At 34.2% G+C, this 15,264-nt stretch carries 12 protein-coding genes; 9 read left to right on the forward strand and 3 right to left on the reverse strand.

What is annotated here, in order from left to right; all coding sequences use genetic code 11:
- The first annotated feature begins 1 nt into the window (after nucleotide 1).
- The 3 genes from LS81_RS06095 to LS81_RS06105 are packed head-to-tail and all read left to right on the forward strand — an operon-like array spanning nucleotide 2 to nucleotide 2,006.
- Complete coding sequence (locus tag LS81_RS06095; RefSeq protein WP_034344354.1) at nucleotides 2-706, forward strand: gamma-glutamyl-gamma-aminobutyrate hydrolase family protein; 705 nt, start codon at nucleotides 2-4, stop codon at nucleotides 704-706.
- A complete protein-coding gene (locus LS81_RS06100; RefSeq protein WP_034344356.1) occupies nucleotides 706-1,512 on the forward strand; it encodes a phosphocholine cytidylyltransferase family protein in 807 nt (268 codons plus the stop codon). The genes LS81_RS06095 and LS81_RS06100 overlap by 1 nt, the downstream gene beginning before the upstream one ends.
- Entirely contained in the window at nucleotides 1,512-2,006 is a 495-nt protein-coding gene (locus LS81_RS06105) for an adenylyl-sulfate kinase (protein ID WP_034344357.1), read from the forward strand. The genes LS81_RS06100 and LS81_RS06105 overlap by 1 nt, the downstream gene beginning before the upstream one ends.
- A gap of 1,140 nt (nucleotides 2,007-3,146) precedes the next feature.
- Here LS81_RS06105 and traF read toward each other — a convergent pair.
- A complete protein-coding gene (gene traF, locus LS81_RS06110; RefSeq protein ID WP_052096400.1) occupies nucleotides 3,147-4,865 on the reverse strand; it encodes a conjugal transfer protein TraF in 1,719 nt (572 codons plus the stop codon).
- A 308-nt stretch (nucleotides 4,866-5,173) separates the two neighbouring features.
- Here traF and ggt point away from each other — a divergent pair, with 308 nt between their 5' ends.
- The 4 genes from ggt (at nucleotide 5,174) to LS81_RS06130 (ending at nucleotide 10,691) form a co-directional block, all read left to right on the forward strand.
- The gene (gene ggt / locus LS81_RS06115) at nucleotides 5,174-6,904 is read left to right on the forward strand and encodes a gamma-glutamyltransferase (protein ID WP_411710195.1); all 1,731 of its coding nucleotides are present in this window, start codon (nucleotides 5,174-5,176) and stop codon (nucleotides 6,902-6,904) included.
- Between the two features lie 644 nt (nucleotides 6,905-7,548).
- Nucleotides 7,549-9,459, forward strand: coding sequence for an extracellular solute-binding protein (locus tag LS81_RS06120; RefSeq protein ID WP_034344359.1), 1,911 nt, complete (start codon nucleotides 7,549-7,551; stop codon nucleotides 9,457-9,459).
- A 14-nt stretch (nucleotides 9,460-9,473) separates the two neighbouring features.
- Nucleotides 9,474-10,376 (forward strand): hypothetical protein, encoded by a 903-nt coding sequence (locus tag LS81_RS06125; protein WP_034346899.1) that lies wholly within the window; start codon nucleotides 9,474-9,476, stop codon nucleotides 10,374-10,376.
- Nucleotides 10,377-10,439: 63 nt separating this feature from the next.
- Nucleotides 10,440-10,691 (forward strand): S4 domain-containing protein, encoded by a 252-nt coding sequence (locus LS81_RS06130; protein ID WP_034320501.1) that lies wholly within the window; start codon nucleotides 10,440-10,442, stop codon nucleotides 10,689-10,691.
- Nucleotides 10,692-11,474: 783 nt separating this feature from the next.
- Here LS81_RS06130 and purB read toward each other — a convergent pair.
- Nucleotides 11,475-12,803 (reverse strand): adenylosuccinate lyase, encoded by a 1,329-nt coding sequence (gene purB / locus LS81_RS06135; RefSeq protein WP_034344360.1) that lies wholly within the window; start codon nucleotides 12,801-12,803, stop codon nucleotides 11,475-11,477.
- Between the two features lie 211 nt (nucleotides 12,804-13,014).
- Nucleotides 13,015-13,707, reverse strand: coding sequence for a tetratricopeptide repeat protein (locus LS81_RS06140; RefSeq protein WP_052096402.1), 693 nt, complete (start codon nucleotides 13,705-13,707; stop codon nucleotides 13,015-13,017).
- 134 nt (nucleotides 13,708-13,841) lie between these two features.
- Between LS81_RS06140 and glyQ the strand changes: the two genes are divergently transcribed.
- Entirely contained in the window at nucleotides 13,842-14,750 is a 909-nt protein-coding gene (glyQ, locus tag LS81_RS06145) for a glycine--tRNA ligase subunit alpha (RefSeq protein ID WP_034344363.1), read from the forward strand.
- Between the two features lie 36 nt (nucleotides 14,751-14,786).
- Nucleotides 14,787-15,263 (forward strand): dUTP diphosphatase, encoded by a 477-nt coding sequence (gene dut / locus LS81_RS06150; protein WP_052096403.1) that lies wholly within the window; start codon nucleotides 14,787-14,789, stop codon nucleotides 15,261-15,263.
- Nucleotide 15,264 lies beyond the last annotated feature (1 nt).

Below are 15,264 nucleotides of genomic sequence, written 5' to 3' on the forward strand. Positions count from 1 at the left end.
TATGAAAAGGCAGTATATAGCAATTTCACAGCGACTCTATAGTATGCAGGAATATAATGAGGTGAGGGAATCTTTAGCGCTTGATTGGGGGCAATTTTTCACAGAATATTTACATGACTTTCTTATGTTGCCTTTAAGTTATAAGCAAGACATTACTCCATATTTACCATATATTGCTGGCATAATTCTTAGTGGTGGAAATGATTTGAGCATATTTAATGATACGCATTTAAATAGAGAAAGAGATGTTTTTGAGACCAATATTATAGAGTTATGCATAAGATATTCTATCCCCTTGCTTGGAATCTGTCGCGGAGCACAAATGATCGCACACTACTTTGATTCACAAATTACACCCTGCATAAATCATGTAGGTTTGCATGAGGTTGAGCAAAATTTATCACCCATACATTCTGAAGTGAGCGTGGAGTCTAGGACGCAGACATTAGAAGGCTTAGAAGCTACGCAAAGATTTAGAACAAATTCATTTCATAACTATGCCATCACTCAACTTGGTAAAGAGCTTGAAATATTAGCAATATGTAATAATTCCAATGATTTAAGTATTGAAGCTTTTAAACATAAATTTCATAATATTATTGGAATTATGTGGCACATAGAAAGAGAGATGGGTATGCCAAATAGTGATATTTTTCAATACTGGAAAAATACGCTTTGCAAAGATTTTAAAAATAAGGATATGTGATGAAAGCAATTATTCTAGCGGCAGGATTTGGACAAAGGTTGATGCCTCTTACACAAGATGTACCAAAGTGCATGGTGTGTTATAAGGGTAGGCCTATTATTGATTATATTTTAAGTGCCATGTCTGAATCTGGGATAGAGGAAGTTTGTATTGTCGGTGGATATAAATTTAATGTCTTGCGAGAATACATAAATAAAACCTATGTAGAATCGTGTGGCGCAAACCCTAAAAATAAAATAAGACAATTAAGATTTTACAATAACGAAAATTATACTCATACAAACATGGTTGCTACACTTTTTTGTGCAAAAGAATTTTTGCTTGAATGTATAGATAAAAGGGAGGATTTATTGGTATCTTACGCAGATATCATTTATTTCAGTGGTACTGTAAAAAAGCTTATATCATGCAATCATGACTTAGGTATTGTTGTCGATAGAGCATGGAAAAAACTTTGGAGTTTGCGTTTTAGTGATCCATTAAGTGATGCAGAGACTTTAAAACTTAATGGGGATAAAATTGTTGAGCTGGGAAAAAAACCAAAAGGTTATGATGAGATAGAGGGGCAGTATATAGGACTTTTTAGAATCTCGCATAATTTCCTGTCTAAAGTTATAGAGTGTTATGAAAATCTTGACAGAAAGGCATACTATGATTCTAAGGATTTTAATAATATGTATATGACAAGTTTTTTGCAACTCCTTATTGATAGATACCATAATGCTTCTATGGTGGAGATTTTTGGGAATTGGTGTGAAATTGATTTTAAGAGTGATTTGGATATTGATTTTTTGGAGTTAGTGTAATGAAAAGCGGTTTAATATTTATTACTGGACTTAGTGGGAGCGGGAAAAGCACATTAGCAAGAGCACTTATCCAGAGAATAAGTGAAGTTTATAATACAAGGGCAATTTTTCTTGATGGTGATATTTTGCGTGAATGTGTAGATAACACGGACTATAGTAAAGATGGCAGGGCAAACATGTCAAGATATTATGTCCGCACAGCAAAAATGCTTGTAGATCAGGGTTTTATTGTTGTCTTGGCTACAATCTCTATGTTTGAGAGTATAAGGAAGTTTAATAGAGAGAATTTCACAAATTACCTAGAAGTATATCTTGATGTCAATACCGACATTCTGCGGTCAAGAGATAGTAAAGGCTATTATAAAAATAGTGTAGATAATATGGCGGTCATGCAAGATTTGGAAGTTCCAACACAAAGTGATTTAATCTTTTATGATAACTTTGATAGTAAAAAAGCAATAGATGAGATTTTAAAAAAAATACAATTATTTTAATGATAAGGGTAACTTTATTGCAAGTTTTATGATTAGCATTATTGACTAATGGGTTTATTGTTTCTATGGGGCATAAAATTTGTGAGTACTTTTGTTTAACTGGATAATATAAACATAGGTTATGCTATTAACCTTGGGTAGGTTGCAATGTGTGAAACATAATTTCTTAGAATCCAAATGATTGTTTAATCGAGAAATACGAGATAGTTAGCTAGAGACTAGTGAGCTTTAGATTGGATTTGTCATAAGAAATTAAGCCTCATGCTTACCATATTTCATATAATAAAATATGTCATTTGAATTCTAAAAACGTCATGTTTTGGAATTCTTCGAACTTGCAAATAAAATTACAAGTTGCTTTCAAGATTACACAATTGTATCCACCCTTATTTCATTTAAAATTATAAAAATTATAGAATATAAACCATTCTAATAGGTGCTAGACACTAAGATATGACATTAAAGACATCCTATATACTTGTATTAGAAAACAGATTTATAATATTTTAGTCTTAAAAACTTTGTGTTAGATGCTTTTATTATTTAGTCTAAGTTGCGCTCTAAGCTAAAATAAAGAAATCAAAATGTAATGATGAAGGTGGCAACTGCTAATCATGATATTTTTCTTTTATTAATATAGATTTTTTATAAAAAAAAGTAATTGGAGAGACATGACGAATAAGATGATTATGCGATGTTGCAACTTTATCTTAAGAGAAAAAGTGTGCACTTAATGTAGTATAAATCTTGTTAATCAGATTGTTTTTATATAAAATATATATCAAGCTGTTGATAAAAAATGGAGGAATAAGATTTTCTATCAGTATGAAAATTTGTGGGAGCAGGGGCAAAATTATATATGAGTGGAATGCGTAGGAGTTAAGCTTTTAATACTAAAAGGTTGTTTTTAAACGTATTCTTTTTTCTCTGTGTTCTTCCTGATTTTATTCTTTATGATAATTGATTCTAAATTTATTTTTGTCTCTATAGCGCATCGAGTTTAGGAGCAATTAAGGCATGAACCTTGCCTTTTGGCAATCTTTATCGCATTACCTTGGTTGTGCTATATATGCAATGCTAAGCCAATATACAACAGAAAAGTTTACATTGATAACAAAAAGCTTTTATACATTTTAACTTTTACCAACTAAAGCTACCACCAATTCTCACATTAGCATACTTAGGTGCCGTAATCCCAAAGTAATCAACCCATTTTGTACCTACTTCAGCAGCAATATCAATAAAGCCCAATATATTTACACCAGCCGTTAGTATGGCGCCAGTATCCCTTCGCAAATCATAAGCGACACCACCTCTTACATCGATAAACTTGTAGTCAAGTTTAAATCCCCCACCTATCATTTGTGAATACAAGCCATATTGACTATAAGTTAACACCTCATTTGGCAATACATCGGCGTCAAATGCAAGTGAGAATCTTTTACCATTGTAGGCTATACCTGCACGATATTGTGGTTTTATGCTAATAGTGGGTGCACCATCAAACCTAAAGGTTGGTGTATTGATGTTTTTGATCACAAGACCTACGCCAAGCTGACCTGTATCGGAAAGATCATAACCATAATATGAACCAATATCTATACCAAAAGTTGTGTTATAGTGTATATTTGAAGCAAATTTTGTATTAAATTGCAAATTAGATCCAAGAAATTGCTCATGATATAGGCTTGCTCCAAGCATCAGCTTACCAGTTATACCTATGCTTAATTCTGAATTATTAAAGTTGAATCTATATGCATAGCCCACTGGAATTTCTAGAAGATTAAATGCCGAGCTCACGATTTTATGTGCATTACCTTGTTCAATAGATGGTAAAATAGAGAATTTCTCATAATCTTCTTTACTAGCTTCCTTCAGTGTATATCCATCTTGCTTTACAATAAGCTCATAATAACCAGTTGTATCGCCAAATATAAGTCGCATTCGACTCTTATCTCCAACAAGTGATACCCCAGCTTGTGCAGTATTAAATAAGCCTACAGCAAGACTGCCAAACTTCTCTTGTATGGTTTCATTAGATAATTGAAACACAATACCACTCTGACTTATCACATTCATATTATTATTTCTCAATACTTCAAAAAGAGTGTCTAAGTCTTTCATAGTAGCATCTAGCGCACCATTGCTACCAGACTTAATAGTCATGCTTGCAATTTTGCCATTAGATACATCAAAGTTACTCCAATCGACGGAATTTGCAAAATCATTAAACATGTCTTTTTGCTCTTGAGTCATACTAGAGTTATTAACAGCATCTTTTAGATTCCCAACTAGCTGGGAATGATCTGCACTGCCTTGATGGCTTTGCTCATAGCTCTTCCATAATTCTTCTAAGTTGTTACCACTTGCACCGCTTTGCTTTAAGGCTTCCGTTAATGCACCAGTTAAATTGCTTGTAGCCTTTGCGTTAACACCCATAGTTGGTGCAACTGATCTAGCTGCTCTTGTAGCTATTTTGCTTCCCCCACCCATTTGGCTACCAAGGCTTGTAAGTGATTCTACCATTTTTACAAAATTTAGATTTGTTAATTTATCAAGGTTTGATTGTGATAAGCCAACACCCACACTATAGCCTATACGCATTTTAGAATCAGAAGCTATTAATGCAGGGTTGTAATATAATGCGAAAGGGCTTTTTAATGCAACACCAGCTCCACCCATGGAGGCAGAGACATTTCCCATTGTACCAAATTCCATAGCTTCTACTAAGCTAAACATGCCTGATAATAAAAGCCCATGTAATGCAAATCTTTTATAATTTTTTGATTTAGCTATTTGATTTACATGCTTTTGTGATATAAAAGCATGTGATTTTTGCCTATCGTGTAAATATTGCATGATTGTCCCTTGTCACAAAATAAAGCCTCATTGTAGCGAAAGATTGGTAACATTGATGTAATGCATGGCTTTATTGTGATGTTCTATAGTGTTGATATTGTGTTGGAATTGAAATTTTTAGGATAATGAGTTATTAGTATTAATCTAGTGCCTAGTGCGACCAAGCAATGTAACATTTCGTGTATTATCAAATATGAACACTTGTCACAATCTGATAATGCCATTTTGTTTATTTACATTTTAATGAAATAATGGAGTTTGTAATGGCGCTGCCATATCTTATATGAGGAAGGAATATGGGTTTTAATATTCACAAAAGTTTCAACATAACACCGCTCAAGTCTATTGTGATGACAGGGTTTTTGAGCATGAGTGCTGTATTTGCAGCAAGTTACCCGCCAACACGAGACACAACTGGCACGGGACTTGCAATGACAAGTAGTGCATATGCAACTGCGATTGGAAAATCTGTGCTTGATGATGGTGGAAATGCGATTGATGCGGCTGTTGCAGTTGGTTATGCTTTAGCAGTTGTGCATCCTGCCGCAGGTAATATTGGTGGTGGTGGCTTTGCTGTTATTCACCTTGCAAATGGTGAAAATATCACACTTGATTTCAGAGAGAAGGCACCGCTAAAAGCTACAAGAGATATGTACTTGGACAATAAAGGCAATGTTATCCCAAATGCTTCAACACTTGGGTATTTGGCCGCGGGTGTGCCAGGTACGGTTAAGGGGATGAGTGCCATGCTTGACAAGTATGGCACAAAACCTCTTGGTGAGCTTATGCAACCTGCTATTGATTTGGCAGAGAATGGTTTTGTAATCACAGATAGACAAGCTGAAACAATGTTGGCGGTCAAAGATGATTTGGCTAAATTTGCAAGCACAAGAAAGTATTTCTTAAAAAAAGATGGTTCACTTTATAAAGGTGGGGAAACACTAGTGCAAAAGGATTTGGCAAAGACATTACGCCTCATACAAAAAGAAGGTGAGAGTGCTTTTTATACAGGAAAAATCGCAGATTTAATTGTTGCTGATATGCAAAACAATGGTGGAATAATCTCAAAGGATGATTTGGCACAATATAATGTCGTATGGCGAAAACCAGTAGTAGGTACATATAGAGGTTATGAGATCATCTCTATGTCACCTCCAAGTAGCGGTGGGACACATATCATTCAGATTCTAAATACTATGGAGAACACAGATATAGGTAAATTAGGTTTTGGTTCATCAAAAACAATTGCTCTTATGAGTGAAGCAATGCGTCAAGCCTATGCCGATCGGTCTGTATTTATGGCAGATCCAGATTTCTTTAGTGTGCCAACAGATAAGCTTTTGGCAAAAGAATATGCAAAAAAGATCTATGCAAATATTGTAAAAACACATGGCAGAGCTATCCCTAGCAAAAGCGTTAAACCTGGACTTGGTATTATAAAGGTGGGGCAACCAATTAATCATAAGGAAGGTAACCACACTACACACTATTCAGTGGCAGATAAATGGGGTAATGCTGTAAGTGTAACCTATACTATTAATGCAAGTTATGGTGCGATTGCGGCAGTTGAGGGAGCTGGCTTTATCCTTAATAATGAGATGGATGATTTTTCAATTAAACCAGGTGTGGCAAATCTTTATGGTTTAGTTGGTGGTGATGCAAATGCGATTGTGCCTGGAAAAAGACCATTAAGCTCAATGAGCCCTACAATCATTTTGAAAGATGGTAAGCTCTTTATGGTGATGGGAAGCCCAGGTGGTGCAAGGATTATCACGACTGTTTTGCAAGTGATTTCTAATGTAATTGACCATAAAATGGATATAGCAAAAGCAGTCGAATCTCCAAGATTTCACATGCAATGGGAGCCAGATGAAATCCGCATCGAACCTTATGGTATGACAAAAGATGTACAAGACAATCTTACGAGAATGGGATATAAAATCACAGAATTACCGGATATGGGTGATGTGAGTGCGATTTTACGCGATCCAAAAACAGGTATTATTTATGGTGTAAATGATCCTAGAAAAGAGTTTTAGAAAAATTATTTCACACTAAACTCGTGCAAAACGAGGCGGTCTTGCATGGGTCTTATCTCTACCTATCTCCTTAAATTATTCTGATAGATGTGTGTGATTTGTAAAAAAGTGGGGGATGGGAGTGGTGTAGTGGTAAAGTTCTTGAAATAGTTTTGCATAAATGTAAAAATAGGATTATATGTTTTTACATTCAAAACTATTAAGAATAAAAACATACTCTTTATAATAAAGTATTTCATATGTATTATTTTTTAGGCTATATGTGTAGAATGTTAGTTTGTAAGCATGTTTTCCATTGTCTCTTGATGCTTCTAAAATTATATGCAACAATACCTGCTCGATAAAACATGCTTATAAATCTCTTCTCTTTGATATCTCTATGAAATTTTATATATGCGGGAAATGTATAAAACTGACTTATTGTTTTAGACTTAGGAAGTATAACTACTTTAATGTTAAACATCGCAGATAATATATGAAGATAAGCCAAACACAGTGTTGCTAATACTTAGAGTCTGAAATAATGATATATAGCAATTTGAATTTAAAATAAGCTTAGCTATTGATTGTTTGTAGTTGTGTATAAATTCATTTTTTATATAATAAAATGATATTATTCAAAATTAAAACTTATTAGGTAAAGAATGTCAAAAAATATCGCTATGCAATACCATAGATTTTATGTAATATCAATTATTGTCTTTATTGTGTTTATGAGTATGCCTTATGGTTATGCTGCCACAAATCTCAAGAGGCTTTATACGACATGGCATAGTGCGCTTGCTATGGATGGGATAGCGCAACATGTAAATAGGCGTTTTTTACCCTATGCAAACCCATATGCAAAGAAAGGTGGAAGTTTTAAAACTATGGGGCTTGGTGGCTTTGATAGTTTGGACTTATTTGTATTAAAAGGGAATAAAGCAGATTCTCTTGAATTAGTGTATGATACTTTGATGAGTCAGAGTTATGATGAGCCCTATGCTGTATATCCTCTTATTGCGGAAAAAGTTAGTATTGCAACCGATAATAGCGGTGTTAGGTTTATGATAAATCCAAAAGCAAGATTTAGTGATAATAGTAAAGTGAGTGCTGATGATGTAAAGTTTAGTTTTGACATGCTTATGCAATATGGTGATCCAACGCAATCTCGCTACTATGCTGATGTAAAAGAAGCAATAGTTGTGAGTGAAAATATTATAGAATTTACTTTCAAGCATAATAACAATAAAGAATTACCTTTTATTCTCACTCAATTACATGTTATTCCAAAACATTTTTATTTGCAAAACAATGAGAATTTATATGGTAAGAAGCCCTTACGTGTGCCTCTTGGAAGCGGTCCTTACACGATAGAATCTTTTGAGATAAATAAATACATTACCTATAAACGTAATGAGAACTATTGGGCTAAAGATGTGATGGTAAATGTTGGGGCATATAATTTTGATAGGATTACAATTGAATACTATAAGGATGCAAATGTCGCTTTGCGTGCATTTTTAGCAGGACATTATGATTATCGGTTTGAACCACAGGCAAAAGCATGGGCGAATGATTATAAAGGCAGTGCATATGATATGGGAAAATTTAAAAAAATTACGTTAAAGCATGGATTACCAGCGGGTATGCAGGGCTTTTATCTCAATACTAGACGAGCACACCTAAGTGATATAAGAGTAAGAGAGGCAATACTTCAGGCATTTGATTTTGAATGGAGCAATGAATATCTTTTTTACTCACAATATAAGCGTACGCAGAGCTATTATGAAAACTCAATATATGCTTCAAGTGGGCTTTTAACTGACCCTAAAAATGCGTTAGAATTAGATATATTGCAATCACTTGGTATTTTAAATTATAATAAAAATACAAAACAATTTGAAATAACAGCTGGTTATAAAGATTCTATAAATCCGCGTTTGCTTCATGAAATGTATAAAAATCCAAGCACCAAACCACCATATTCAAAGCGATCAAATCTTATATATGCGCAAAAGTTATTGCAAGAGGCTGGTTATAGAGTGTTAAATAATGAGCTTGTAGATTCTAATAATAATCCTGTAAAATTTACACTTTTATTGAATTCACCTCTATTTGAACGCATGGTGCTTCCTTTTAAAAAAAATCTCGCAATACTTGGTATTACACTTGATATACGTTTGATAGATTCTGCACAATATGAAAATAGGGTAAAACAATTTGATTATGATATAATTGTGGGGATGATACCACAAAGTCTTTTTCCTGGTAATGAACAAGATTTTTTCTTTTCATCAATGAGTGCAGATATGGAAGGTTCGAGGAATTTTTCTGGTGTGAAAAATAAGGCGATTGACAAACTTATTGTGTTACTTAATCAAACAACAGAATATCATAAACGTGTGGCGATTTTACATGCGATGGATAGAATATTATTGTGGGGATTCTATGTCGTGCCGCATTATTATAGCCCAAGTTTTCGTATCGCTTTGCGACATGATATACAAATGCCACATATTTTTCCACCCTATGCATCACCTTTTAGCATTTATCACTATTGGTGGATTGAGTAATGGAGGGTAGTAGTATGAAATATAAGATGTTAGGTTTGTATATGTTGGGGCTATGTGTAAAATCAATGTTTGCTGCAAATATACAAGGAATTTATAAAGAGGAAATGAGTGGGGAAAATGTCAATACAGATTCTAAAGTAGTGCATGTTTTTAAAGAAGATATTTATAGGGAATATAACCCCTTATTTACAAGTACGTTTAAAAAGACTGGTCTATCATATGCAGGTACACTTGGTTTAAGCGATTCTCAAACCTTAGTCTATAATGGCTTGGCTACACAATATAGACATCCTTTTGTGTTAAAAAAAACTCAGTTAGATGTGTTTGCTAAGATGGCTTTGGGTAATGCATTACTTACAACGCAAACTATACAAAATTATGCCTTTTTCTTTGGTGCAAATTTAGGGGCTAATGCTTCAATACCTTTATTTATGCAAGATGAGGTAGCACATGGAGTATTTGGGGTTGATATTGGGTTTGGTATGCTAAGCGGACAAGTGAGCGATATGATGTTGCAGGGCTTCTTTGGTATCGATTTTTTCTATGATAAATATGTTTTTCGCCCATTTATTAGCTTATCTCTTGTTACACCCTTTAGTAGTGTGTATAATGTGTCTATCACAGGGCTTACTGATATTGGCTTAAAGACTTTTTATCGAGGGGATTATCTGCTTGGCTTTATCAGTGTGGCTGTATCCAACCTTTTTTCAAAAAATAATGCAAATATTTTTGCATTATTGCCACAATCTACACCACTTTTTTTGGGCGGCAATTCATTAAAATTTGATGTGAATGTCCATGCGGATTATTTTGTAACGCAATATTTAAGTTTTAGTGCTATGGCTCTTGTTACTTATACTTTAAGTTATCATGCCTTGAGTACTGGTGGACAAGTGGGTATAAATTATCGTTTTTAGACGCATTAATATTGGATACAAGTAGTAGTACAAGGATTTACATATTAATAAGAAAGGAGAAATATGCGATTAGATAAATTCTTAAATGCAGTGAATCTTACAAAACGTAGAGCAATTGCACAGGATATGTGTGCAAATGGCGTTGTGTTAGTGAATGGTGTAGTATCAAAAAGCTCAAAAGAAGTAAAAGTTAATGATATTATCACGTTGCAATTTCTAGAATCAACACATCGTTATAAGATCTTACAGATCCCAACGCTAAAAAATATACCAAAAAATATGAAACATGAGTATGTTTTAATGTTAGATCTTTAGGATAATGTTTGCCATACGCTATAAACTTACTTTTGTTATTGTATCTTTTTGTGTTTTTGTCATATTTTTTTTGTTGTTATCCTGTGTGTATGGATATTAAATTCATATGTCTAACCTGGTTGGGACATTACTTATCTAGCTTACTTGCAAACTTTTACAAGGTATTTGTATAAGTGATTTTGATTTCATTGCGTTATTATGTAGTTTGCATTTGGATGTACTTCAAACTCTATTATATTGTGTTTTAGCTATTTGTAGCTTTGTGTGATAATCTGGAATATTTTAAATATTAGTATGCAGATCATTTATGCGTGATTGATGCGGTAAGTGCTGCTAGTTTCTTTTTGAGGTTGAAAAGAGTGTATTATTTGTAGTTTAAAATCCACGTATAACAATAAAAGGTTACTTTGAGGTATCCATAAAGATATCTAATGATATTGTTATAAACACATTTCTTGCGTATTAGACTTTTTGCCATTCTTCTTGAAAGTGGGGCAGCCACACCTTAATAAATGCAGTAATAATTGCCATGATTTTTATATTTTATGTTCTAGGACTTCGATGTAATACAATAATGTGTTACTTGGATCATGTTGGATCAAAAGTATTCATAAGGGTTGCTATGTTTTGTGAGATTTTGCTCATATGCTGCTAAGAAGCTAGAAGTCTATATTGCTTAGCATCATGCTATTGAATCTTTGCCGCACAACATATTTCTATAAAAACTTGCTTTTTCTGCATTACCTAGCCAATATAAATTGTAACTGCGGATATCCCCCAAATTTATCCAAATACTCTTTTAAATATAGAGTCCACATTTTTTGTGTAGTAGCTAAACTCAAAGCATTCTCTGATTGCCGCCTCTCCAATAAGTCCTGTTAGATCGGAATCTGCTAAAAGATATTGTAGATATAAACTCTCTCCTTTTTCATTTATTGCTGCTTTTCCTTCTTGCAAATCGCCCCATACCTTCATTGCATTTCTTTGCACAATCTTGTATGCATCTTCACGTGATACACCCTTTTTAGGTAATTCTAGTAAGATTCGTTGCGAAAACACTAGACCACCAGTGAGGTTCAGGTTTTTCATCATGTTTTTTGGATACACTACAAGCTTTTCAAGCAGTCCTTTTAAACGCATAAGCATGAAATCCGTGGTGATAAAGCTATCAGGCAAGATAAAACGCTCCACACTGCTATGACTAATATCCCTCTCATGCCATAGAGCGACGTTTTCCATTGCAGGTAGAGCATAGCCTCTAATCATCCTGCAAAGCCCTGTGATATTCTCGCTTAAGATTGGATTGCGTTTATGTGGCATGGCAGAGCTTCCTTTTTGTCCAACTTCAAAATATTCTTCAGCTTCATACACTTCTGTGCGTTGGAGGTGTCGCACTTCTATTGCTATTTTTTCACAACTACTAGCCAAAAGAGCCAAATCACTCATGAGTCTTGCATATCTATCTCTTTGTATTACTTGGTTGCTTACAGGGGCAGGTTTTAATCCCAATTCTTTACAGACTAACTCTTCTAATTCCATTGGTGTGTGAGCGAGATTACCCATTGCTCCACTTAGCTGACCCACTGAGATGACTTCAAGTGTGGATTCCAAAGCTTTTAAATGTCGCCCTAGTTCATCATACCATATCGCTAAGACTAGTCCAAAAGTGATAGGTTCACCATGTATTCCATGACTTCTTCCTACCATGAGCGTATCTTTATGTTGATATGCTCTTACTTTTATAGCGTCTCGCACTTGTTTTATATCCTCTAAAATAATCTTTAGAGAATCTCGCATTTGTAATGCCACTGCTGTATCAATACAATCGCTTGATGTTATACCATAATGCACCCAACGAGACTCTTCACCCAAACTCTCTGCAACAGAAGTTGTAAAAGCGATTAGATCATGCTTTGTAATCGCTTCTATTTCATCAATTCTAGCAATATCAAATTTTGCATTTTTACAAATTTTTTCACAATCATCATCAGGGATTAATCCCAGCTTATTCCAGCCTCTAACTAATGCTTTTTCTACCTCCAACCATGCGGAATATTTAGCATTCATATCCCATAGTCTTTTCATCTCTTCTCTTGCATATCTTTCTACCATATTATTTCCTTGCACTATTATAAAGCTAGAAGTGTAGCAAAAAGTTTATAAGATTACCAAACTGATATGTCCTAAAGCCTTAAGTATCGCTAGATTGTCTAGAATCCCCATGTCTTTATAATAACATTATCTTTCAATACTTCTTATTTCATTTGTCACTATATAGGTTTAAAATGTTTGTCATGCTTACTACCATATTGCATGATTTTTTCTAAGATTTTTGATTATCATATTTTTCAGTAAAATCATTTTCATTATCGTCATCTTGATCTTGCACATCTTCTTGATAAGCATCAAGAAAATCACAAGATTCATTATTGCCTAGTGTGCAACCTTTTTCAAAATATGTTTTTGCTTTGTCTTGATTTTGTATCACACCATAGCCTTCCTTATAGGCTATGCCAAGTTGCAAACAACCAAGCCCTTCATTGTTATCACATATTTTTTCAAAAAGCATATTCGCCATTTCGTAGCTATGTCGCACACCCAAGCCATCATGATATAACAGAGAAAGGTTATAGCACCCACTCATGCTGCCTTTATTGCAAGCTATTTTATAATATTTTTTTGCTTTCTTATAGTTATTTAGTCGTTGATAGCTAAAGCCTAATTTATCGCAACTCTCCTTATGATTACTATCACATGCTTTTTTAAGGTAAGGGAGCGATTGAGTATAATCTTGCACTTGAATATATAGCCAACCTACAAACTCACATTCTGTTCGGACATTGCAAGTTTGTATATTTGGCACATTGTCATTTAGTAGCTTTTCACAAGATTCTAAATGTGAATTTGCGCAAGCTACGATAGCATTTTTTCGCTCGGTTTCTGTCAATTTATCCTTAGAATCTTTTGCATAACAAGTATAAAAAAGTATAAAAAATATTATGATATATAATCGCATAGTTTTCCTCAAATTCTTGCAATTATCAATTATAGCATACTCTATAAACTGGCACTACAATTTTAATTAAGACAAGCATTAAAACTTCATAATCTTTTGTTATGCTACATAAATATTTTTTGCAGAGGATTTTTATGCTGACATTTTCTGAAATTCTATTAAAACTTCAAACATTTTGGGCAAATGCCACTTTCAATAATACAAAGGGTTGTGCGATTTTGCAACCCTATGATATACCTGCTGGAGCTGGGACTTTTCATCCTGCTACATTGCTAAGAAGTCTTGATAGGACGCCTTGGGCTACTGCATATGTGGCACCTTCTCGTAGACCAACTGATGGACGCTATGGTGAGAATCCAAATAGACTTGGTAGCTATTATCAATTTCAAGTTTTAATTAAACCCTCGCCTGATAATATACAAGATCTATACTTGCAGAGCTTGGAAGCTCTAGGATTAAATGTAGAGTCTCATGATATTCGTTTTGTGGAGGATAACTGGGAATCTCCTACACTTGGAGCATGGGGGCTTGGCTGGGAGGTGTGGCTTGATGGCATGGAGGTAACGCAGTTTACTTATTTTCAACAAGTAGGTGGTATTCCTTGTGAAAGTGTGAGTGTGGAGATTACTTATGGTGTTGAACGACTTGCTATGTATATACAAGGGGTGGAGTCTGTATTTGACATTGCGTGGAATGATACCATGAAATACGCTGATGTGCATTTGCAAGGTGAATATGAGTTCTCAAAATATAATTTTGAAGTAGCGGATACCGCTTTCTTATTTACAAGTTTTGAAAATGCACAAAATGAGGCGAAAAATTGCTTACTTGCAAAGCTCCCACTTCCTGCTTATGATTATACGATGTTATCGAGTCATTTTTTTAATGTGCTTGATGCAAGAAAAGCAATTTCTGTTGCTCAAAGACAAGAATATATCTTAAAGATAAGAGAACTTGCAAAAGGTTGCGCTATGCTTTATAAGGAACAAGAGGATGAGCGATTAAGACGCATAGAATCTGCAAAAAATCTCCATCAAGCTTAATAAAACGTAATACATAAAATAAATAGGATTTTAAGAATGCAAAGACAGGATTCTGACCCATTAAACAATGTGAATAGCCAAATAGTTACTTTAAAATTCAAAAAACTACACGAAGATGCAATAATTCCAAAATTTGCTACACAACAAGCAGCAGGTTTTGATTTTCATGCATTACAATCTTATGTATTAAAGCCTAACACACATGCACTTATACGCACTGGCTTGGCTATGCAAATAGAGCAGGGCTTTGAAATACAAGTAAGGAGTAGGAGTGGCTTAGCATTAAAACACAAAGTAGCTGTTTTAAACTCACCTGGCACAATTGATAGTGATTATAGGGGTGAGATACAAATAATTTTGTCAAACTTTGGTGAAAGCGATTTTATAATCAATCAAGGTGATAGAATAGCACAAGGAATTGTTAACGCATTGCCTAAAGTAAGTATAATTGAAACTAATGGTGTTGATACTACAGAACGCGGTATTAATGGATTTGGTAGCACTGGAGTGTAAA

It is taken from the genome of Helicobacter trogontum (genome assembly GCF_000765905.2).
GTDB lineage: Bacteria > Campylobacterota > Campylobacteria > Campylobacterales > Helicobacteraceae > Helicobacter_A > Helicobacter_A trogontum.

What these genes read in the sequence shown, in the direction of transcription:
- LS81_RS06095 (WP_034344354.1), top strand. Translation starts at nt 2, where the DNA reads ATGAAAAGGCAGTATATAGCAATTTCACAGCGACTCTATAGTATGCAG.
- LS81_RS06100 (WP_034344356.1), top strand. Translation starts at nt 706, where the DNA reads ATGAAAGCAATTATTCTAGCGGCAGGATTTGGACAAAGGTTGATGCCT.
- LS81_RS06105 (WP_034344357.1), top strand. Translation starts at nt 1,512, where the DNA reads ATGAAAAGCGGTTTAATATTTATTACTGGACTTAGTGGGAGCGGGAAA.
- traF (WP_052096400.1), bottom strand. Translation starts at nt 4,865, where the DNA reads ATGCAATATTTACACGATAGGCAAAAATCACATGCTTTTATATCACAA.
- LS81_RS06120 (WP_034344359.1), top strand. Translation starts at nt 7,549, where the DNA reads ATGTCAAAAAATATCGCTATGCAATACCATAGATTTTATGTAATATCA.
- LS81_RS06125 (WP_034346899.1), top strand. Translation starts at nt 9,474, where the DNA reads ATGAAATATAAGATGTTAGGTTTGTATATGTTGGGGCTATGTGTAAAA.
- LS81_RS06130 (WP_034320501.1), top strand. Translation starts at nt 10,440, where the DNA reads ATGCGATTAGATAAATTCTTAAATGCAGTGAATCTTACAAAACGTAGA.
- purB (WP_034344360.1), bottom strand. Translation starts at nt 12,803, where the DNA reads ATGGTAGAAAGATATGCAAGAGAAGAGATGAAAAGACTATGGGATATG.
- LS81_RS06140 (WP_052096402.1), bottom strand. Translation starts at nt 13,707, where the DNA reads ATGCGATTATATATCATAATATTTTTTATACTTTTTTATACTTGTTAT.
- glyQ (WP_034344363.1), top strand. Translation starts at nt 13,842, where the DNA reads ATGCTGACATTTTCTGAAATTCTATTAAAACTTCAAACATTTTGGGCA.
- dut (WP_052096403.1), top strand. Translation starts at nt 14,787, where the DNA reads ATGCAAAGACAGGATTCTGACCCATTAAACAATGTGAATAGCCAAATA.